This window comes from Marinobacter salinus, assembly GCF_001854125.1.
Lineage (GTDB): Bacteria > Pseudomonadota > Gammaproteobacteria > Pseudomonadales > Oleiphilaceae > Marinobacter > Marinobacter salinus.
Genome location: NZ_CP017715.1, coordinates 832,177 through 851,276, shown reverse-complemented (window position 1 = coordinate 851,276; position 19,100 = coordinate 832,177). Strand labels below are relative to the sequence as shown.

Genomic DNA, 19,100 nt, shown 5'->3' with positions numbered 1-19,100 from the left:
ATTTTGGCAAACGAACAGGGGCAATAAATACTCGTGACCAAACGCTTCCGACAGCGGCTTTCCTATCGGCTGACCCGGGATACGGTGCTGATCGCCATGGCGCTGGGCCTGATTCTCAACATCGTCCAGATTACTCTCGATTACTTCAGCGCCCGTGAGTCCATGTCTTCCGAGATTCGGGCACTCATTGACATCAGCGTCAGCCCTGCCTCCCAGATTGCCTATAACATTGACGTCAGGCTCGCTGAAGAGCTACTAGACGGCCTTCTGCGCCACCCGGCAACCATTGATGCCCGAATAACCGACGATGACGGGCAGACAATGGCCGCAGCAAGCCAGAGCAGCCCCGTTTCCCCTTATCGATGGGTCAGTGACCTTTTGTTTGAATCCAGCCGGGTATACAGTCAGGAGCTCAGAGTTCCGCAGCTTGAGGACCTGCCCCTCGGCCAGTTGATTCTCACGATTGACACCTATCATTATGGACTCCAGTTCCTTGAGCGAGCTAGTTATACGCTGATCAGCGGGCTGCTCAAGAGCCTGATTCTATCGGCCGCTCTGTTGGGCATATTTTATCTGGTACTGACTCGGCCAATGCTTAGCGTGATCGGCGCCCTGAGTCAAGTTCGGGCGAGCACACCCGAAAAGGTCCGACTGCCAGTCCCTGCCAACCACCAGGAAGACGAAATCGGGACCATGGTGGGCATTATCAATCAGCATCTTGAGACCATGGATTCCAGTCTTGCCCGGCTCAGAACCGCTGAAAGTACGATGAAGAACTACTCCAGCCAACTGGAGAGGGAGGTTGAAGACCGAACCCGGGAAATCTCGGAAAAAAATGATGCCCTCCAGCGGGGCAACCGGGCACTGGTAAAAGCCAAGGAAGATGCGGTCCGAAGAGCCCGGGCCCGGGCAAATTTCCTCGCCAGCATGAGCCACGAAATCCGGACACCGCTTAATGGCGTTCTGGGCATGCTGGGGCTCGCCCTCGAGACCGAAATGAATGCGGGACAACGCGACCGCCTTGAAATTGCATTGAAGGCCGGTGAGAGTCTCCTTGGCCTGCTGAATGATATCCTCGATATTTCGAAGGTGGAAGCTGGCAAGCTTGGCCTGGAAAAAATTCCATTCAGTGTACGAAACCTGATTGAGGAGTGCGGTACCCTGCATGCCCAGCAGGCGCGAAGGAAACGCATTGATCTGGTAACAGAGATTGATCCTACCCTTCCTGAAACCTTTCTGGGTGACCCCACGAGAGCGCGGCAAATCCTCAACAACCTGCTCAGCAACGCAATAAAATTTACCAGCGAGGGCTCTGTAAGCGTCAAAGCCACCTACTCGGGGGGTAGCTTGCGTGTGGATATCATTGACACCGGTATCGGCATGTCAAGCACGGGCCTGCACAGGATTTTTTCTCCGTTCTCCCAGGCCGATGCGGATACCACCCGACTATACGGCGGTACCGGTCTCGGCCTGACACTTTGCCGCCAACTGGTCGAACGCATGCACGGTCAGATCCTCGTGGACTCCCGGGAAGGTCTCGGCACCCACTTTACAGTCACACTGCCGCTTCCACTCCAGGATGACAGCAGTGCGCCAGGCCTGCCTGAGGCCGCAGCAGAACTACGGGACATCGGTGTCGCAATGTCCATCCCCACCAACAATCCTCACCGGCTCGCAATCGAGTCGCAACTGAGAGCCTGGGAAATTCCGGTCCGGGGGGCAAGTCGTTATCCGGAAGGCATTCTTATGATTCTGGCAAATGCGGACGATCATGAGGCTATGGCTTTCGCCAACGACTGGGGTGGGAAGGGCGTCATCCTTGCCGACCAGACAGGAACCGTCAGCGCCGGAAAACAGGAGCAACAGGTACTTTCACTGCCATTACGCAGAGAGGAATTGTACCGATGCCTGTGTCGGGCCGCAGGGATTAACAAGGAAGAGTCTCTGCACAACGAGGCACAGAACCCGGAAGCGGAATGGCCCTCCCGCTCGCTGGACATTCTGCTTGTAGAGGATAACCAGGTTAATCAGCTGGTTGCCATAAGCCTGCTGAAAAAACTCGGACACCATGTGGATCATGCCGAGAACGGCCAGAAAGCTCTTGAAGCGCTTGATTCCAAGGGCTACGACCTGGTGCTGATGGATTGTCAGATGCCCGTCATGGACGGTTACGAGGCAACCCGCCGGATCCGTGAAAACAAGGACTGGCAGGATCTTCCGGTTATCGCAGTAACTGCCAATGTGATGCAGGGCGACAAAGAGGACTGCATTGCTTCCGGTATGAATGATTACATCACCAAACCTTATAATCGGGAGGAAATGAAGTCCGCTATCAGTCGCTGGGCTCCCCTTCTCCCTCCAAAGCCATAAGAACAGCTTTCAGCTCCTCCCGCAGAGCCAGTAAACGTTCTGGAGCAACCTGGAGGCCGGACAACAGTTGCTCCGGTACCGAGCGGGCTCGTTCCTGCAAAGCCCGACCAGCTTCAGTCAGAGAGAGCGTCACCACCCTTTCGTCCTCCGCACTTCGCTGTCGCAGCACCAACCCCCTGGCAGCCAGGCGCTTGAGCAACGGGGTCAGAGTGCCGGAATCGAGACGCAACCGTTTACCCAGTCTCGACACACCCGTAGTGCACCCGGAACTATCCCGCTCCCAGAGTACAAGCATCACCAGATATTGGGGATAGGTCAGATCCAGTTCCGCCAATAACGGGCGATAACGCGCCGTTATTGCCCGATTCGCTGCATAAAGCGCGAAACAGATCTGGTTATCCAGAGCCAGCATGTCATCTGCGTCCGTCATCGTTACAACAGCGTTTCGATATCTTTACGGATGTCTTGCGGCTTTGTTGTGGGCGGGTAACGGCGAATCACCTTGCCGTCGCGCCCAACCAGGAATTTGGTGAAGTTCCACTTTACCTTTTCCGACCCCATCAGTCCCCTGGCTTCTTTTTTCAGAAACCGGAAGAGCGGATGCGCATCCGGGCCATTAACCTCAATCTTTGAAAACATCGGAAAATCAACGCCGTAATTGAGACTGCAAAACTCGCTTATTGCGTCGTCGTTTTCCGGATCCTGGTTCATAAACTGGTTGCATGGAAAGCCTAACACCTCCAGGCCACGATCACCGAGCTCGGCATGCAGTTCCTGCAAGCCCTCAAGCTGCGGTGTAAAGCCACACTTGCTCGCGGTATTGACGATCAGAAGGACTTTCCCCTGATAGTCGGCCATTTTCTTTTCATTGCCCTTGATATCACTCACGGTGAAATCGTAGATGCCGTGGTCGGACATTGAAGCGCTCCTTTGAATTACATCATTTGTATTTTTAGCAATTCAATTGTGCACAATTTATTTTAAGAAAACACGTTTTTTCGGACCCCGATTCGCTTTTTCCTAAAATCAGCTTGAACTTTGCACGCTAAATCTGCCCGAACACGCCACAATTCATCATAATTCCACTGTTGCCGCCACCCTTCGCTCCGCTAGAATAAAGGACTGCCCCACGGCAGGTTTTTCTTCGCTATCAGATTAAGGACACCCGGCTCTTATGCAGAACTACCACAAATCCGCCAAGCTCGATAACGTGTGTTATGAAATACGTGGCGTAGTTCTGCGGGAGGCACGCCGGCTCGAAGAAGAGGGACACCGGGTACTAAAACTCAACATCGGCAATCCTGCGGCGTTTGAACTCGATGTGCCCGAAGAAATTCAGCAGGATGTTATCTACAACATGCATTACGCTCAGGGCTATGTTGAGTCAAAAGGGCTGTTTTCTGCCCGCAAGGCCGTGATGCACTACTGCCAACAACGTGGTATCGACAAAGTCGACATAGACGACATTTTCCTCGGGAATGGTGTCAGTGAACTGATTGTGATGTCCATGCAGGCGATGCTGAATACCGGGGATGAAGTTTTGATTCCCGCACCCGATTACCCCCTGTGGACCGCGGCAGTAACCCTCTCCAGCGGTAAACCGGTACACTATCACTGCGACGAACAGCAAAACTGGTTTCCGGATATCGACGATATTCGTAAAAAAATCACCCGCCGGACCCGCGCCATTGTTTTGATTAACCCGAACAACCCCACAGGTGCCGTTTATTCTACAGAGCTGTTGGAACAAGTGATTGAGCTGGCCCGCCAACACAACCTCATTGTTTTGTCAGACGAAATCTACGACAAAATTCTTTATGACGGCACCACCCATGTATCTACCGCCTCGCTGGCGGATGACGTTCTGTTCTTTACCTACAACGGGCTGTCGAAGAACTACCGCGCAGCGGGTTACCGTTCCGGGTGGCTGATTATCAGTGGAGCCAAGCACCGGGCAACGGACCTGATTGAGGGTATTGAAATGCTCTCGAACATGCGCCTCTGTGCCAATGTACCAGCGCAGCTCGCTATTCAGACAGCGCTCGGTGGTTACCAGTCCATCAATGACCTGGTTGCCCCGGGGGGAAGGCTGTATGAACAGCGTGAGACTGCCTGGCGTATGCTTAACGACATCCCCGGGGTCAGTTGCGTCAAACCCCAGGGGGCGCTCTACCTCTTCCCGAGACTGGACCCCAAGAAGTTCCCGATGATCAACGACGAAAAGCTGGTACTGGACCTTCTGCTCCAGGAGAAAATTCTGCTGGTGCAGGGGTCGGCGTTCAACATCGACGACAAACAACATCTCCGGGTGGTGTTCCTGCCCCGGGAAGACACCCTGGAAGATGCCATGTCGCGACTCGGGCACTTCCTCGGCAACTATCAGCAGTAACGGAGTTTTCATGGCGGATATTCACGTCGAGGAATTTTACAAAGACGTTGCCATTGCACTGGTCCAGCTCTATGGGGCCTTCCCAAGACGGATCAACCTTTTCGTGGAAGACATCGCGGGGCCAGATGATCCAGACGAATTCGGGCTCCACAGCAGGCGCCATATGGCCTGTTTCGGCACTTTATTGTGGCTCGAAGAGGAAGGACTGATCCGTTACGTCGATACCATCCGCCAGGAAGCGCTGGATCAGGCGGTGCTAACCCGCAATGCCTTTGTTCGGCTGAGCGCGCCCGCACCCGCATCCCTTGCTCCTGCGTCCAGGCAAGGATATGACCAACGGGAGGAAGCGCTGCCTCCATCGGTTCAGAAAGACCTGTCGACCCACATTCACCTGATTCGCACTGCGCTGAAAAGCGGCCACTCCGGTCACATCAGCCAGATCGTGCAGGGCACTTTTTTTGCTGACGACAATCATTAAATCCCAGTAAAAACATTGAACCTGTGAACCATGGACACATATCTTGGTCCTAAAGACCGTTTGTACGTGTTCGATAACAGATCAGGGAAAAAACATGCGTATTCTGTTGTTTCTGGCAACAAACCTGGCCGTCGTTCTGGTGGCCAGCTTCACGCTTCGACTTCTGGGCGTCGACAGCTACCTCTCACAGTACGGCATCCAATACGGCCCGTTACTTGCGTTCGCAGCTGTTTTTGGCTTTGCGGGCGCCATTATTTCACTGCTCATTTCGAAGCCCATGGCCAAATGGAGCACCCGGGCAAAGATCATCGAGGCTCCACGTACCCCAGCCGAACGCTGGTTGGTAGACACCGTAGCAGAACTGGCAAGCAACGCAGGCATTGGCATGCCCGAAGTCGCCATTTTCCCGGCGACCCAATCCAATGCCTTTGCCACAGGCTGGAACAAGAATAACGCACTCGTAGCTGTCAGCGAGGGTTTGCTTGAGCGTTTCGACAAAAGCGAAATCCGCGCCGTTCTCGGTCATGAGATAGGCCACGTCGCCAATGGTGACATGGTCACGCTGGCGTTGATTCAGGGCGTCGTAAACACCTTCGTTATCTTCGCATCCCGTGTCATTGGTTCATTTGTCGACCGTGTCGTCTTCAAAAACGAAAACGGTCACGGCATCGGTTTTTTTGTGGTCAGCATTGTCGCCGAGATCGTTCTGGGCATTCTGGCGAGCACAATCGTCTTCTGGTTCTCCCGACGCCGGGAGTTCCGGGCCGATATTGCGGGAGCCGAGCTGGCAGGTCGGACGGCGATGATCAGCGCCCTGGCGCGCCTGAAACAGGAGAGCGAAGTTCCGGACCAGATGCCGGATACCCTGCAGGCTTTTGGAATTAACCGGGGTGCCCGGGGAGGCTTGAGCGCGCTGTTCATGACTCATCCACCGCTGGAAGACCGGATTCAGGCACTGAAGCAGGCCAATCTGTAACGAAAAAGCCGGAGTTACGACCCCGGCTTTTTCTTGAACCCCAGCCCGACCGGTCAGATTTTCAGTTTGAAGCCAATCGCCCTGAAGCTGTCCTGAAGGGACTTACTGGTGCCTTTGAGCTGCACTTTCAGGCTTGAACATTCCCGCCGTACCGGGTAGTCCCGACGTAGGCGGTCAAAGGCCGCTGCCCGCTCTTCCGGTGATCCTTTCATGGTGGCCCTCAGGCGGGCATCGTCCCGACGCGGATCATAACAGGCCCGCAAAGCGATCCTGACCGCGTCATCCTCGTCGGCGGCACTGGTAAAGGAAACCTTGCTCAATGCAGGCTCGGGCAGGAACTGCCCGGCTTTCTTTCGCACAGGCAATCCAAGGAAACGACTCAGTGCCTGGTATATCATCTCGGTACCCTGGACCTTGCCTTCCAGACTGTACCCCGCGATGTGCGGCGTTGCCAGCCATACCTGGTCTACCAGGTCGGCATTGATATGCGGCTCGCGCTCCCAGACATCCAGCGCCACTATTGGCGGACTGGCTTGCTCTAACCGGGCCTGCAGAGCCTTTGTGTCGATAACTTCACCACGCCCTGCATTAATCAGCAGTTGTTCGGCCGTCAATCCAGCCAACTCCGACTCCCCGACCATGTGATACGTCGAGTGGGCCTGATCCCTCGTAAGCGGCGTATGAAGTGTCACCACATCACACTCAAGCGCTTCATCCAGGGTCACAAATGGATGACTGCCTTCTTCCTCATGCTCCGCTCTGGGCGGATCACAAAGACGGAGAGCGAAGCCCAGCCTTTCCAATTTGTGGGCAAGCTCTCTGCCAACGTTGCCCACACCTACAATGCCAACACTCAGGCGCGTCCAGTCATCCAGACCGCGCCTCTCGGCATGCAGGGACAAAATCGACAAGACATACTCGGCGACGCTGTTGGCGTTGCACCCGGGCGCTGCGGAAAAACTGATACCGTTTTGCTTCAGCCACTCCTGGTCCACGTGATCGGTTCCGATGGTCGTCGTACCGACGAAACGCACCCTGGACCCTTCCAGCAGTTCTCGACTTACCCGGGTTACGGAACGCACCAGGAGGATATCCGCATCCCGGACATCGCCCGCGCTCATGGTTCTGCCCGACACACGTCGGATTTCTCCAAAATCCCCAAAGAAGGAATCGAGTAACGGGATATTTTCGTCTGCTACGATCAACATGGTTGTTTCCGGCTCTGTCATCAGTTCCTGCGAGGGCGCTGGTTGCGACTACCCGGACCGCGGCCACCCTGAGGCCGACGTCCGCCGCGCTTACGGGTAATCGGCGGATTCTCCATCGTCATCATAAGCCCTTCATCCGGTACCGACGTCTTCAGTTTCTGACTGATGTAGGTCTCAATGGCTGGCAGCGCAAATGAATCATCTTCACTCGCAAAGCTGATAGAAACCCCTTTCTCGCCCGCCCGACCCGTGCGTCCGATTCGATGCACGTAATCCTCGGCATTTTCCGGTAGATTGTAGTTGAAAACGTGGGTCACTCCGTTCACATGGATTCCGCGGCCCGCAACATCGGTCGCCACCAAGACCTGGATACTACCCTTCTTGAACTGATCCAGAGTCTTCAGGCGCTTGTTCTGGGCGATCTCTCCCGACATCAGGGATACCTTGACACCCTGGTTACGCAGATCTTCTTCCAGGTCCCGACACTGGTCACGACGATTGGCGAATACAATCGCCTTCTCTACCTCTGGCCGCTTGAGGTAGTTCACCAGAACAGGCAGTTTTTCGTCTTCGCCCACCAGATAGACCGTTTGCTCTACTCGTTCAGCCGTCTTTTGCTCAGGCTCGATTTCCACGAACTCGGCATTCTGTGTCCACATGGAAGCCAGATTGAGGACGTCCTGATTGAAGGTGGCACTGAACAATAGTGTCTGCCGGTCTTCCTTGGCGGAGCACTTCCGGATAATGCGTTTAACATCAGGAATAAAGCCCATGTCCAGCATCCGGTCAGCCTCGTCGAGGATCAGGATATCAAGCTGGTCAAGGAAAACGTCCTGGGAGCCGAGAAAGTCAATCAGACGGCCCGGAGTTGCCACGAGGATATCCACAACCCCGTTCTGCAATTGGTCCCGCTGCTTGTCGTAATTCATGCCGCCGACTACAGTCACGACGTTGTGACCGGTGTATTGGCATAGTTGCTCAGCATCCTTGGCAATTTGCATCGCCAGCTCGCGGGTTGGTGCCAGCGCCAACACCCGAGGTTCGGAGGCAAATCTTTCGTTTTCGGGGATGGGCGTTTCCAGCAATGTCTGAATGGCGGTAATCAGGAACGCCGCCGTCTTGCCAGTACCAGTCTGTGCCTGACCAATTAGGTCCTCACAGGCCAGGGTCCACGGGAGAGTTTCAGCCTGAATGGGCGTACAGTATTCAAATCCAATCGCCGTAATGGCATCCAGCAGACGCTTGTCCAGATTCAAGTCCCTGAAACGAAGGTCGCCAGTGTGCTTTGGGTCAGATGTCATACAGTCTCAGTTTTCCTCAAGGTGTCCAGTTCGGAGTACGAAGGTGCGATTCGCCCGATGTCCTGCTGCCAGGCCTCGACGAAGCTGTCTCCGGTTCCATAAAAACGTTTCAGTGTGTCCAAAAAGCCCAGTGCCCGGCCAGAAAGCCCGCCCCTCAGGTAGTCACCGGCCTGCCTAACCACACTGAGCCTGAAGCCAGTGTCGTCTGCAGCTCCATCTCCGGCCAGGTTATCCACACTGATGTGGAAGCGCGAGCCGGCCGCGATCGAAAACAGCCATTCCAGCGCTTGTGGCTTGACTTCCACCTGCTCAAACGCTCGCTGTTGCTCTGGCGTACGGCCATCCGGGCAGTACCAGTAGCCATAATCATGAAGTGTGCGCCGGTGCTCACCAGCGATACACCAGTGGCTTATTTCGTGCAGAGCACTGGCATAATAGCCATGTGCAAAAACGACCTGCGCGAGCCCTAGGGGTTCGCTTACAGGCAAATACTCAGGTTCATCGCTGCCCCTGACCAGAACCGTCCGGTAAGTTTCCCGGAACAGGTCATTAAACAGCATGATAAGATCATTTGGACTGTGATTCATTGGGTGGCTATTGTGCGACTTTACCGCTTTTAATACCAGAGGGAACTTTGGTGTACCGGCTTTGTCCATTGAGGCGGTATATGACGTGGCAAGGCTCGCTCGCCGGCCGGCACAGACAGCCCATATCGAACCGTTCAGCAGACAGGAATACGCACTACCTATGACAGCTCTCGCTGCAGTCCCCGACTTCTACCGGAAGGCCCGATTATTCCCTCGGTGGCTAACCCTGATGCTCATGTTACTGTCCACCGGTAACGCCATGGCTCTGGGAAATGGCGGCGGCTCCCTGTTCGGGAGCAGCAGCAATGGTTTCCTGCCTGTGGATGAGGCCCTGCCCTTCAGCTACACAACAGACAATGGCGCGGTCATTCTTTCATGGGATATTACACCCGGCCATTATCTTTATCAGGGGCGGGTGGAAATTACGCCTGTCACGGAGAGCACTGTAAGCGGAGAACCACAGTTTTCGCTGCAAGGCGAGAATATCCAGGATGAATATTTTGGTGAAGTTACCGTCTTCTACGATCCGGTGGATGCCCGGGTACCGGTATCCTTACCTGAAGGGGTTACCGAAGCTCAACTGAAAGTTACGTATCAAGGCTGCGCCAAGGCAGGCCTGTGTTATCCCCCCCAGACCCGTGATGTCCTGTATTACCCGGGCAGCGGAACGGGCGCTGGCGCCGATGCCGCCTCAACCGGTCCCGCCGTCAAACCCAATCAGGTCACAGAGAATGGCGACCTTCAAGCGAGTCTTTCCGACACCTCCTCCGCTACCGGGCTCGCAGGCTTTCTTTCACGACAGTCGACCGCAGTGATCGCTGGCGTATTTTTCCTGTTGGGGCTGGGGCTGACCTTTACGCCCTGCGTCCTCCCGATGGTGCCTATCATCTCGTCACTGGTCTCCGGCCATAACACCCGTAGTACGAGTCACGCCCTGATGCTTTCGGGGAGCTACGTGCTGGGCATGGCCCTGACGTATGCCGCAGCAGGTGTCGTTACCGGCTTGCTGGGAGCCAGCTTTAACCTCCAGGCGCAGCTTCAGTCGCCTGTGGTTCTTGGTGTTTTTGCGGCACTGTTCGTCGCGTTCGCCCTGTCCATGTTCGACCTGTTTGAAATACAGTTGCCACGATTTATCCGCGAACCCTTGAACGACGCCAGTCATCGCCTTACCGGCACCCGTGTCGCGAGCATCTTCGGGATCGGGGCGCTGTCGGCATTGATTGTATCTCCCTGCGTATCCGCACCACTGGCCGGGAGCCTGCTCTACATCTCCACCACCCAGGATGCTGTGATCGGAGGAATCGCTTTGTTTGCCCTGGGTCTCGGGATGGGTGTCCCGCTGATCCTGGTTGCTGTCGGTGGCCGAAGGTTATTGCCAACCACCGGCCACTGGATGACTGCGGTCAAGCATTTCTACGGAGTCATGCTCCTGGCAGTTGCTATCTGGCTGATCGAGCGTCTGGTACCGGCATGGCTGGCTTTGACGCTTTGGGGATTCCTTATTGCAGTCACCGGGGTACAACTCGGAGCATTTGACGCCGCAAAAGCGGGCTGGGAGAGAACCCGTAAAGGCCTGGGTCTGGTCATGTTTGCCTATGGCCTGGCCCTGCTTGCGGGCGCCGTTGGTGGCGCCAATGATCCACTGAAACCTCTCGCCCCTTTTACTGCAGCATCGGCAAGATCAGCTCCTCTGGCAGCGGCCGGACATGCGGAGTTCCAGCGAGTGGAAGCCACCGAAGAGGTACGCTCACTGTTAGCGCAGGCCAGCAATGAGAACCGCCCAGTGGTACTGGATTTCTACGCAGACTGGTGCATCTCGTGCAAAGTCATGGAGCGAAACGTGTTCAGTGACCCTTCGGTTATTCAGGCACTTGCACCCTATACACTGGTTCAAATTGACATAACAGAGAATACAGTAGCCCAACAGGCGTTTCTGGATGAGCTGGGGCTTTTTGGACCTCCGGCAATTCTCTTCTACCGGAAGAATGGCCAGGAACTGGCAACACAACGGATTCTCGGCGAGATGAATACCGAGGAGTTCCTCGACCACCTGAGGCGGCTGGGTATCGGCGCGTGACGGGGATTATTCCCTGCCACGACGGATGAGGAAGACAAACTCACCACCCTGCTCCTGCTCACTGATCAGTTCATGTCCCAGAAACTGACAAAAGCGCGGTATATCCCGAGTTGTTGACGGGTCGGTGGCTATAACTCTCAGGCTGCGCCCGGGAGCGACGTCAAGGATACGGTTGTGCAACATCATCACGGGCTCCGGGCAAAACAAACCACGAGCATCAAGTTCCGCGTCATATTCTAGTGCCGCCAACACATTTCTCCTTTTCTCTGACCTGTTTTTTCAGGGATACGTGCTAAATTATTGTTTATAACAGTTAAACCAAACGGAGGTGGGCCATGATCCGGGTCCTTATTGAACGCCATATCGCAGAAACACTGGAATACGCCTATGAGGAGCGGGCCCGAAGGGTTCTGCAACAGGCCGTCAGCGCACCTGGCTTTATTTCCGGGGAGACGCTGGCTGACAGCCATGACCTTAATCACAGAATAACACTGGCCAACTGGCGCTCGGAAGCGGACTGGGACCGCTGGTACCACTCAGAAGAGCGCCGTGAACTCATGGCCGAACTTGTTCCCATGATGGACCGCAATGAGACAATTACCGTTCTGCAACAGAGCTCTGTCTAGCCACGGCTTCTAACCCGTACGCTCGATAAAGCACGTAATCTCCTCCCGGTCATGGTAGAGGTGGCGAGCCCTGAGCCTGTAACCAATGCCCGCCTCTGCCAGCCCGGTGACAATAATATCACGGCAAATCAGCCACTCGTCATACCGTTTCTTCATCGGCAGCTTGAGGTTAAACACCGTATACCGGGCGAAGCCGCCGGCAATCCAGTCCACTGCGAGCCTGGCGGTTTTTCGGGGCTGATCCACGATATCGCACACCATCCAGTCAATGCCCCGTTTCGGGCGCCAACTGTAACCGTCCCCCTCAACGTGGACAACTTGCCCCGACGCCATCAGCTCCGCATTCATCGGTCCGTTGTCAACCGCGGTTACAAACATCCCCTGACGCACCAACTGCCAAGTCCAGCCTCCCGGGGCCGCACCCAGATCGGCTGCCTGTTTGCCACCACCCAGGTAATCCAGCTCCTGGTCCGGTGGTAAAAAAACCTTCCAGGCTTCCTCCAGCTTGAGTGCCGACCGGCTGGGCGCGGAAGCTGGCAGGCGCAACCTGGGAATACCACCGACATATCGTGACCGGTTGCCTTCAAGGCTATAGCCCATAACCGCCTGCTGGAAATCCAACAAAAGAATCTCAAGCCTGGCGGGTGCCGGTGCATTCTGATCCGCCTTCAGAAACCCAGCCCCCCTGAGTCCCCGGGACAGAGGCGACACCCACTTACGGGCAAAATTTCCAAGATCACGATCACTGTTGTTCTCCGACAAGCGGATTTCCAGTCGTGCGCACCCCGGGTACCCCCGGTCGAGGTTACCAAGGCCGGTAATCACGGCACCGACCCGGTCCTGCCCAGGCAGGGAACAATGCCCAAGAACGACAAACCAGTCCCGGATAAAAACCAAATCCTCGAGGGCTACCCGAGCCAGCAGCGTTTCTGCCGTTTCTGCCCCACTTAAGGAGTACCGAACGAATCCCTGCCCCTTTTCCGGCTCAAAATAACCAAAAAGGCCGCATTGAGCACCCTTGTCGGTAAGTTCACGGCCGGCCTCGGCCTCAAAACCGGGCCGGCAAAACGCAAGAATCTGTTCCATGCAAAACCTGTAATGAGAGGGAAGCAAGGGCAACCCTTTAAATTTGAATCTGTTTAACAGTGAGGCTTGTGTAGTTTAGCTACACTTCCTTTTCTGTTGTTTGCGGGAACCCTTACATGTCGCTGTGCGTGCGCCTGTTGGCCTTCATGATCTTGCACCTGGCACCGGCTGTCGCCCTGCCGGATTCTCCCGCGTCGGGCCCGAATTGTCCGATTCTGGACGCAACAGATAGCCATGCACGCCAATCACTCATGAGTTACATCTGTTTTTACAGCGCCGACCCCGGGGATCCGGCTCACGAGGCGACAGTACCGAAGCAACTGCCAGAAAGCCTGGATTGGACCCCGGCCATGGGCCATGATCTCGTCTTCAGCCATACCGACTCGGTATACTGGATCCACCTGAAGGTAAGAAACACGGGGCCCGCCCAGAAACTCTGGTACCTGAAGCTCAATTATCCGCTGCTTGATGAGGTCACATTCTGGCAAACCGGCAATGGCAGGTATGACCACCTCAGAACAGGGGACCAATACCCTTTCAATTCCAGGGGGATAGATTACCGGTATTTCCTCCTTCCCGTCACGCTTGACTCGGGTGAAACCCGGGGAATTACCCTGCGCGTCCGGAGCAGCGGGGCCCTCAACGTACCTTTAAGCCTCGAATCCCCTGAACAGGTGATTGCCCAGAGCAATCACCTGACCTTGACTCATGGGCTTTTTTACGGAGCTCTGCTCGTATTTGCGGTTTTCAACCTTTTGCTGTTCTTCAGCTCAGGGACAGTTCAATACTTTTACAACGCATTTTATATGGCAGCGCTGGGCCTTTTCCTATTCTCCATGGGAGGGTTCGCCAATCAATACTTCTGGCCGGACAGTGCCGGTTTTGCCAATACTTCCATCCCGCTGGCACTCGCTTTGTGCGCTCTTTCCATGACCCTTTTCGGCCACTCCTTCCTTGAAGTCGAAAAAAACACGATTGCTGAAACTACACTCAAGGCTCTGGCGTGGCTTTGCGTTGGTTTTCTGGCACTCACTCTGGTGCTCCCTTACAACAAAACCATCCTCTTAAATACGGTCTTGGCGCTCACCGTTATTTCCAGCCTTTTTATAGTCGCAATCATCCGCTGGCGCCAGGGATACCAGCCGGCCATGTGGTATGTGCTTGCGTGGCTGGTCATGCTGGTCGGTGGACTTGTCTATGCCCTGGCTGCCTTCGGCTACCTGGCAGATTTTCTTGCCCGGGAAGCCCTGATGCAGCTTGTAGTAGGCGGACAGGTTATACTTCTGAACTATGCCATGGTTCAGCGCTGGCGCCTGCTGAACGAAAAATTGCTAGCCGTCGAACACAATGCCCGGTTCGATCTGGAACTCAAGGTTCACGAGCGCACGTCGCAGCTCAGGAACACGATGCGGGAACTCGAGAAAGCCAACCGCCAGCTGGCCACCCTCAGCCTCAACGACGCCTTGACCGGTCTTTATAATCGCAGGCACCTGGATAATATTCTGCCGGAACTGTGCGCTGAATCCCGCCGAACCGGTCAGCCCTTCACTCTGGCACTGGTCGATGCCGACCACTTCAAGGTCATAAATGACACTTGGGGCCACGGCTTTGGTGACACCTGCCTGCAATTCATCGCCGACATCCTGACGCGCCATGTGAAGCGACCTCGGGACATTGCCATCCGTTTTGGAGGAGAAGAGTTCGCCCTGCTGCTGCCCGGGACAGACACAGAAGGCGCACGTAAGGTTTGCCGGGCAATTCTTCACGACTCTGCCACAAGCTCGTTAACCGGTCCGGACGGGGCAAAGGCCATCCTTACATTGAGCGCGGGCATTGCCACTCTCACACACGGAGAAACGCAGAGCGGCTTGTTCGAACGAGCCGACGAGGCGCTGTATCAAGCCAAAGCCACAGGCCGTAACAAGGTCGTTGCGTCGGACACCCTACCGACAGAGTAAACTCAGCGACGGAGACACTGATCAAAAAAACACCGGGTTTCGCGCGCGGCATCAAGGATCAGGTTCTTTTGGCTACTGCTCTGGCGGGCCAGGGGTTGAAAATCATGGTTGCCCCCCTCTAGCCAGTGGACTGTTATCCCTTGCAGCTCCGGCCCTCTGCCTGCTAATTCTTCCCGCTTCCCGAACGGATCCCGGGTGCCCTGAACCACTAACATAGGGCAGCCAATCTGGCTGAAATGCCCGGTACGCCACCGGTCGGACTTTCCAGGCGGATGGAATGGATAACCAAAACAGGCGACGCCATCGATATCCGTGGCTTCGGTAGCAAGAATACTCGCCATCCTGCCCCCCATGGACTTACCACCCACTGTCAGCAAACAATCAGCTCCAACCTCTTGCCGAACCTGACTGACAATGTCTCTGAAGCAATCCAACAATATTGGTTGACGGTCCGGCGGCCGCTTCTTGCCATCCTTTCTTCTTTTCTGCATGTAGGGGAACTCAAAACGGACATTCGGAATCCCACTCAGGTCCAGCGCATCAGCCAGCTCCTGCATAAACGGAGAATCCGCCGGAGCACCCGCCCCATGAGCTAAAACCATTACAACTTCTGCCCCTTCTCCATATCCTTTGGTCTTAATCAATTCCACTGCATTCACCTCTGGTTTTTAAGGGACTATCATTAGATGTCAGGCAACCGCATATCCCTACGCGAAAAACAGGCGAATCTTTCGCCATCAGGGATGCCATGTTGCTGATTTCGGCGCATTTGACAGGCCTCGGGAGTTGACCTGAGTCATTGCAAACAGCTCATCGTTTCTCCATACTTGCGCCCGCATATTTCCCCATTTTAAACCCATTGGTAAGGCTATGAGCACAGTAAATGCAAACCTGACTTACAACTACAAGGTGGTAAGACAATTTGCCATCATGACGTTGGTCTGGGGCATTGTAGGCATGGCTATGGGCGTGTTGATCGCGTCCCAGCTTGTTTGGCCGGCGATGAACCTTGACATGCCCTGGACGCACTTCGGTCGATTACGGCCGTTACATACCAACGCCGTCATCTTCGGCTTTGGCGGAAGCGCCCTGTTCGCTACGGCGTATTACGTGGTGCAACGCACCTGTCAGGCCCGACTGATCTCGGACGGACTGGCGGCTTTCACTTTTTGGGGCTGGCAGGCGATCATTGTTTCCGCAGCGATCTCCTTGCCGATGGGCCTTACCTCATCCAAGGAATATGCCGAGCTCGAATGGCCAATCGACATCGCTATTACGGTGGTGTGGGTGGCGTTCGCGCTGGTGTTCTTTGGCACCGTCATGAAACGCAGCACTCCGCACATATATGTTGCCAACTGGTTCTATGGCGCCTTTATCATTACGGTTGCCTTCCTGCACGTCGGCAACAACCTTGCACTGCCAGTCAGCGCATTTAAATCCTACTCTGCATACGCGGGTGTTACCGACGCTATGATGCAGTGGTGGTGGGGCCATAATGCAGTAGGGTTCTTCCTGACTGCCGGCTTCCTGGGCATGATGTATTATTTCGTTCCCAAACAGGCCAATCGCCCGGTTTACTCCTATCGCCTGTCCATCGTTCACTTCTGGGCACTGATCGCGACCTACGTATGGGCCGGTGGTCACCACCTGCACTACTCTGCCTTGCCTGACTGGGCTCAAACAGCGGGCATGATCATGTCACTTATACTCCTGGCTCCATCGTGGGGCGGCATGATCAACGGGATGATGACGCTCTCCGGCGCATGGCACAAACTGCGCACCGACCCGATCCTGCGCTTCCTCGTGGTGTCCTTGTCCTTCTATGGCATGTCCACGTTCGAAGGGCCCATGATGGCCATCAAGACCGTCAATGCGCTCTCGCACAACACTGACTGGACCATTGGTCATGTTCATTCCGGGGCACTTGGCTGGGTTGCCATGATCAGTATCGGCGCTATCTACCACCTGATACCCAAGCTCTGGGGCTTGCAGGCTATGTACAGCACGGCAATGATCAACGTGCATTTCTGGCTCGCTACCGTCGGCACCGTACTGTACATCGTCGCGATGTGGGTCAATGGCATTATGCAGGGCCTGATGTGGCGCGCGGTCAACGAGGACGGAACCCTGACATACAGCTTCGTCGAATCTCTTGAGGCCTCCTACCCAGGCTACTTCGTCCGATTCCTCGGTGGCGTCATCTTCCTCGGCGGCATGCTGATCATGGCTTACAACGTGTACATGACCGTTCGCCAGAAAGAGGCAACTGCACAGGACAACGCAGCGGTCCAAGCGGCGTAACGGGAGAGAGATCAGATGAAACACGAAATTGTTGAAAAGAATATCGGTCTCATGATCATTTTGATCATCCTGACCATAAGCGGTGGCTTTCTGGTTGAGATTGTTCCCCTGTTCTTCCTGAAGGAGACCAACGAGCCAGTGGAAGGTCTGAAACCCTACACAGCGGTTCAGCTTGAGGGTCGGGATATCTATATCCGTGAGGGCTGCCACGTTTGCCACACCCAGCAAATTCGTCCGTTCAGGGCAGAAACGGAACGTTATGGACATTATTCCGTTGCGGGTGAATTCGTTTACGACCGCCCGTTCCTCTGGGGCTCCAAGCGCACCGGGCCGGATCTCGCCCGGGTTGGCGGTCGCTATTCAGATGCCTGGCAGCGGCAGCACCTTTATAACCCGCGCAGCGTGGTACCTGAATCAAACATGCCCGCTTTTCCATGGCTGTTTGAAAACCGCGTAGACCACACTGGCACCGCAGCAAAAATGGAAACTCTTCAGGCTCTGGGCGTGCCCTACAGTGACGAAGAGATCGCCAATGCCGCGGCACAGGTGGAAGGTAAATTTGAAATCGAGGCTCTGGTCGCGTACCTGCAACATCTGGGTACAGTGATTTCAGACAAACGGTGATCCCGATGGATATGAACGAGCTACGCGGTATTCACACCCTTCTGGTTATGGCGGTGTTTTTCGGAATCGTCTGGTGGGCCTACAGTGCGCACCGCAGGAAGGCAAACGACGAAGCAGCGCACCTGCCCTTCGACGATGACGAGGTGGAAAAGCGTACTCTGGAACAGGAAAAAACGGAGAAGAAACAATGAGTACCTTCTGGAGCATCTGGATCAGCGTGATCGTGCTCGGTACCATCTTCGGATGTGTATGGCTGTTGTGGGCTACCCGCAAAAGCCAGACCACAGATGTAGAAACGGACCGGACAACAGGGCATTCCTTCGACGGCATCGAAGAGTATGACAACCCACTGCCCAAGTGGTGGTTCTACTTGTTCATGGCCACGTGCATATTCTCCCTGGGTTACCTGGCCCTTTACCCGGGTCTTGGTAACTTCAAGGGGTTGCTGGGATGGACACAATACAATCAGTGGGAAGCGGAAGTTGCAGAGGCTGAAGACAAATATGGCGAGATCTATGCGCAATATGGCCAGACTCCAGTGACTGAGCTTGCCACTAACGAAGACGCACTGAAGATTGGCCAGCGCCTGTTTGCCAATAACTGTGCTGTCTGTCACGGCTCTGCAGCACGCGGTCAGGTTGGTTTCCCCAACCTGACCGACGATGACTGGCTGTACGGTGGGACTCCAGACCAAATCCTGGAAACTCTGCACAACGGCCGGATGGGGAACATGCCCGCAAAGGGTGTGATGCCAAACATGACCAACGAACAGGTTGATCAGGTGGTGAACTACGTGCTTAGTTTCAGTGGCCGTGAGCAGGATGCTCAAGCCGCCGTAGCCGGAAAAGCCGTATTCGCACAGGCTTGTGCTGCCTGCCATGGAGCTGATGGTAAGGGCATGCAGGCGGTAGGGGCTCCCAACCTCACGGACAACACCTGGCTCTACGGATCCAACTATGAGTGGATCAAGGAAACCGTCATGAATGGCCGGCAAAATCAGATGCCGGCACAGGGTGGCCGTCTCTCTGAGGATCAGATCCAGATCCTCGCAGCGTACGTTTACAGCCTGTCCAATTAAGGCTTTCGGCCGGGGCTTGCTCCCCGGCCTGGTCTGTTCAA

The 19,100-nt window shown here is 55.2% G+C and carries 19 protein-coding genes; 11 read left to right on the top strand and 8 right to left on the bottom strand.

Annotation, left to right across the window (positions count from 1 at the left end):
• Positions 1–33 precede the first annotated feature (33 nt).
• Entirely contained in the window at positions 34–2,370 is a 2,337-nt protein-coding gene (locus tag BKP64_RS03945; RefSeq protein WP_070966303.1) for a hybrid sensor histidine kinase/response regulator, read from the top strand.
• On the opposite strand, the gene BKP64_RS03940 is transcribed toward BKP64_RS03945, so the two are convergent.
• Positions 2,333–2,800 (bottom strand): MarR family winged helix-turn-helix transcriptional regulator, encoded by a 468-nt coding sequence (locus BKP64_RS03940; protein ID WP_070966300.1) that lies wholly within the window; start codon positions 2,798–2,800, stop codon positions 2,333–2,335. The genes BKP64_RS03945 and BKP64_RS03940 overlap by 38 nt on opposite strands.
• Positions 2,801–2,802: 2 nt before the next feature.
• Positions 2,803–3,288, bottom strand: a complete 486-nt coding sequence (locus BKP64_RS03935) for a glutathione peroxidase (RefSeq protein ID WP_070966296.1) — start codon at positions 3,286–3,288, stop codon at positions 2,803–2,805.
• A gap of 256 nt (positions 3,289–3,544) precedes the next feature.
• On the opposite strand from BKP64_RS03935, the gene BKP64_RS03930 reads away from it, so the two are divergent.
• The 3 genes from BKP64_RS03930 (at position 3,545) to htpX (ending at position 6,213) form a co-directional block, all read left to right on the top strand.
• Positions 3,545–4,759, top strand: a complete 1,215-nt coding sequence (locus tag BKP64_RS03930) for a pyridoxal phosphate-dependent aminotransferase (protein ID WP_070966294.1) — start codon at positions 3,545–3,547, stop codon at positions 4,757–4,759.
• Between the two features lie 10 nt (positions 4,760–4,769).
• A complete protein-coding gene (locus BKP64_RS03925; RefSeq protein ID WP_070966291.1) occupies positions 4,770–5,237 on the top strand; it encodes a hypothetical protein in 468 nt (155 codons plus the stop codon).
• Positions 5,238–5,331: 94 nt separating this feature from the next.
• Complete coding sequence (gene htpX / locus BKP64_RS03920) at positions 5,332–6,213, top strand: protease HtpX (RefSeq protein WP_070966289.1); 882 nt, start codon at positions 5,332–5,334, stop codon at positions 6,211–6,213.
• 53 nt (positions 6,214–6,266) lie between these two features.
• On the opposite strand, the gene pdxB is transcribed toward htpX, so the two are convergent.
• The 3 genes from pdxB to BKP64_RS03905 are packed head-to-tail and all read right to left on the bottom strand — an operon-like array spanning position 6,267 to position 9,309.
• Complete coding sequence (pdxB, locus tag BKP64_RS03915; protein ID WP_070973541.1) at positions 6,267–7,421, bottom strand: 4-phosphoerythronate dehydrogenase PdxB; 1,155 nt, start codon at positions 7,419–7,421, stop codon at positions 6,267–6,269.
• A 20-nt stretch (positions 7,422–7,441) separates the two neighbouring features.
• Positions 7,442–8,722: a DEAD/DEAH box helicase gene (locus BKP64_RS03910; protein WP_070966285.1), complete on the bottom strand. Its 1,281-nt coding sequence runs from the start codon at positions 8,720–8,722 to the stop codon at positions 7,442–7,444.
• Positions 8,719–9,309 (bottom strand): elongation factor P hydroxylase, encoded by a 591-nt coding sequence (locus tag BKP64_RS03905; protein ID WP_070966282.1) that lies wholly within the window; start codon positions 9,307–9,309, stop codon positions 8,719–8,721. The genes BKP64_RS03910 and BKP64_RS03905 overlap by 4 nt, the downstream gene beginning before the upstream one ends.
• A gap of 160 nt (positions 9,310–9,469) precedes the next feature.
• Here BKP64_RS03905 and dsbD point away from each other — a divergent pair, with 160 nt between their 5' ends.
• The gene (dsbD, locus tag BKP64_RS03900) at positions 9,470–11,386 is read left to right on the top strand and encodes a protein-disulfide reductase DsbD (RefSeq protein ID WP_070966279.1); all 1,917 of its coding nucleotides are present in this window, start codon (positions 9,470–9,472) and stop codon (positions 11,384–11,386) included.
• Between the two features lie 6 nt (positions 11,387–11,392).
• On the opposite strand, the gene tusA is transcribed toward dsbD, so the two are convergent.
• On the bottom strand, positions 11,393–11,635 hold the full coding sequence (tusA, locus tag BKP64_RS03895; RefSeq protein ID WP_070966277.1) for a sulfurtransferase TusA: 243 nt from the start codon (positions 11,633–11,635) through the stop codon (positions 11,393–11,395).
• 86 nt (positions 11,636–11,721) lie between these two features.
• Here tusA and BKP64_RS03890 point away from each other — a divergent pair, with 86 nt between their 5' ends.
• A complete protein-coding gene (locus BKP64_RS03890; protein WP_070966274.1) occupies positions 11,722–12,012 on the top strand; it encodes an antibiotic biosynthesis monooxygenase family protein in 291 nt (96 codons plus the stop codon).
• A gap of 9 nt (positions 12,013–12,021) precedes the next feature.
• Here BKP64_RS03890 and rlmM read toward each other — a convergent pair whose 3' ends face one another.
• Complete coding sequence (gene rlmM / locus BKP64_RS03885) at positions 12,022–13,098, bottom strand: 23S rRNA (cytidine(2498)-2'-O)-methyltransferase RlmM (protein WP_070966271.1); 1,077 nt, start codon at positions 13,096–13,098, stop codon at positions 12,022–12,024.
• A 116-nt stretch (positions 13,099–13,214) separates the two neighbouring features.
• Between rlmM and BKP64_RS03880 the strand changes: the two genes are divergently transcribed.
• Positions 13,215–15,056, top strand: a complete 1,842-nt coding sequence (locus BKP64_RS03880) for a sensor domain-containing diguanylate cyclase (protein WP_070966269.1) — start codon at positions 13,215–13,217, stop codon at positions 15,054–15,056.
• A gap of 2 nt (positions 15,057–15,058) precedes the next feature.
• On the opposite strand, the gene BKP64_RS03875 is transcribed toward BKP64_RS03880, so the two are convergent.
• The gene (locus BKP64_RS03875) at positions 15,059–15,706 is read right to left on the bottom strand and encodes an alpha/beta family hydrolase (protein ID WP_198402640.1); all 648 of its coding nucleotides are present in this window, start codon (positions 15,704–15,706) and stop codon (positions 15,059–15,061) included.
• A gap of 220 nt (positions 15,707–15,926) precedes the next feature.
• On the opposite strand from BKP64_RS03875, the gene ccoN reads away from it, so the two are divergent.
• From ccoN to ccoP, 4 genes are read left to right on the top strand one after another with little or no spacing between them, the layout of a single operon-like run.
• Positions 15,927–17,357: a cytochrome-c oxidase, cbb3-type subunit I gene (gene ccoN / locus BKP64_RS03870; RefSeq protein WP_070966266.1), complete on the top strand. Its 1,431-nt coding sequence runs from the start codon at positions 15,927–15,929 to the stop codon at positions 17,355–17,357.
• Positions 17,358–17,372: 15 nt separating this feature from the next.
• Positions 17,373–17,981 (top strand): cytochrome-c oxidase, cbb3-type subunit II, encoded by a 609-nt coding sequence (gene ccoO, locus BKP64_RS03865; RefSeq protein ID WP_070966264.1) that lies wholly within the window; start codon positions 17,373–17,375, stop codon positions 17,979–17,981.
• Between the two features lie 5 nt (positions 17,982–17,986).
• The gene (locus BKP64_RS03860; protein ID WP_070966261.1) at positions 17,987–18,172 is read left to right on the top strand and encodes a CcoQ/FixQ family Cbb3-type cytochrome c oxidase assembly chaperone; all 186 of its coding nucleotides are present in this window, start codon (positions 17,987–17,989) and stop codon (positions 18,170–18,172) included.
• Positions 18,169–19,059: a cytochrome-c oxidase, cbb3-type subunit III gene (gene ccoP, locus BKP64_RS03855; protein WP_070966258.1), complete on the top strand. Its 891-nt coding sequence runs from the start codon at positions 18,169–18,171 to the stop codon at positions 19,057–19,059. The genes BKP64_RS03860 and ccoP overlap by 4 nt, the downstream gene beginning before the upstream one ends.
• Positions 19,060–19,100: the final 41 nt, after the last annotated feature.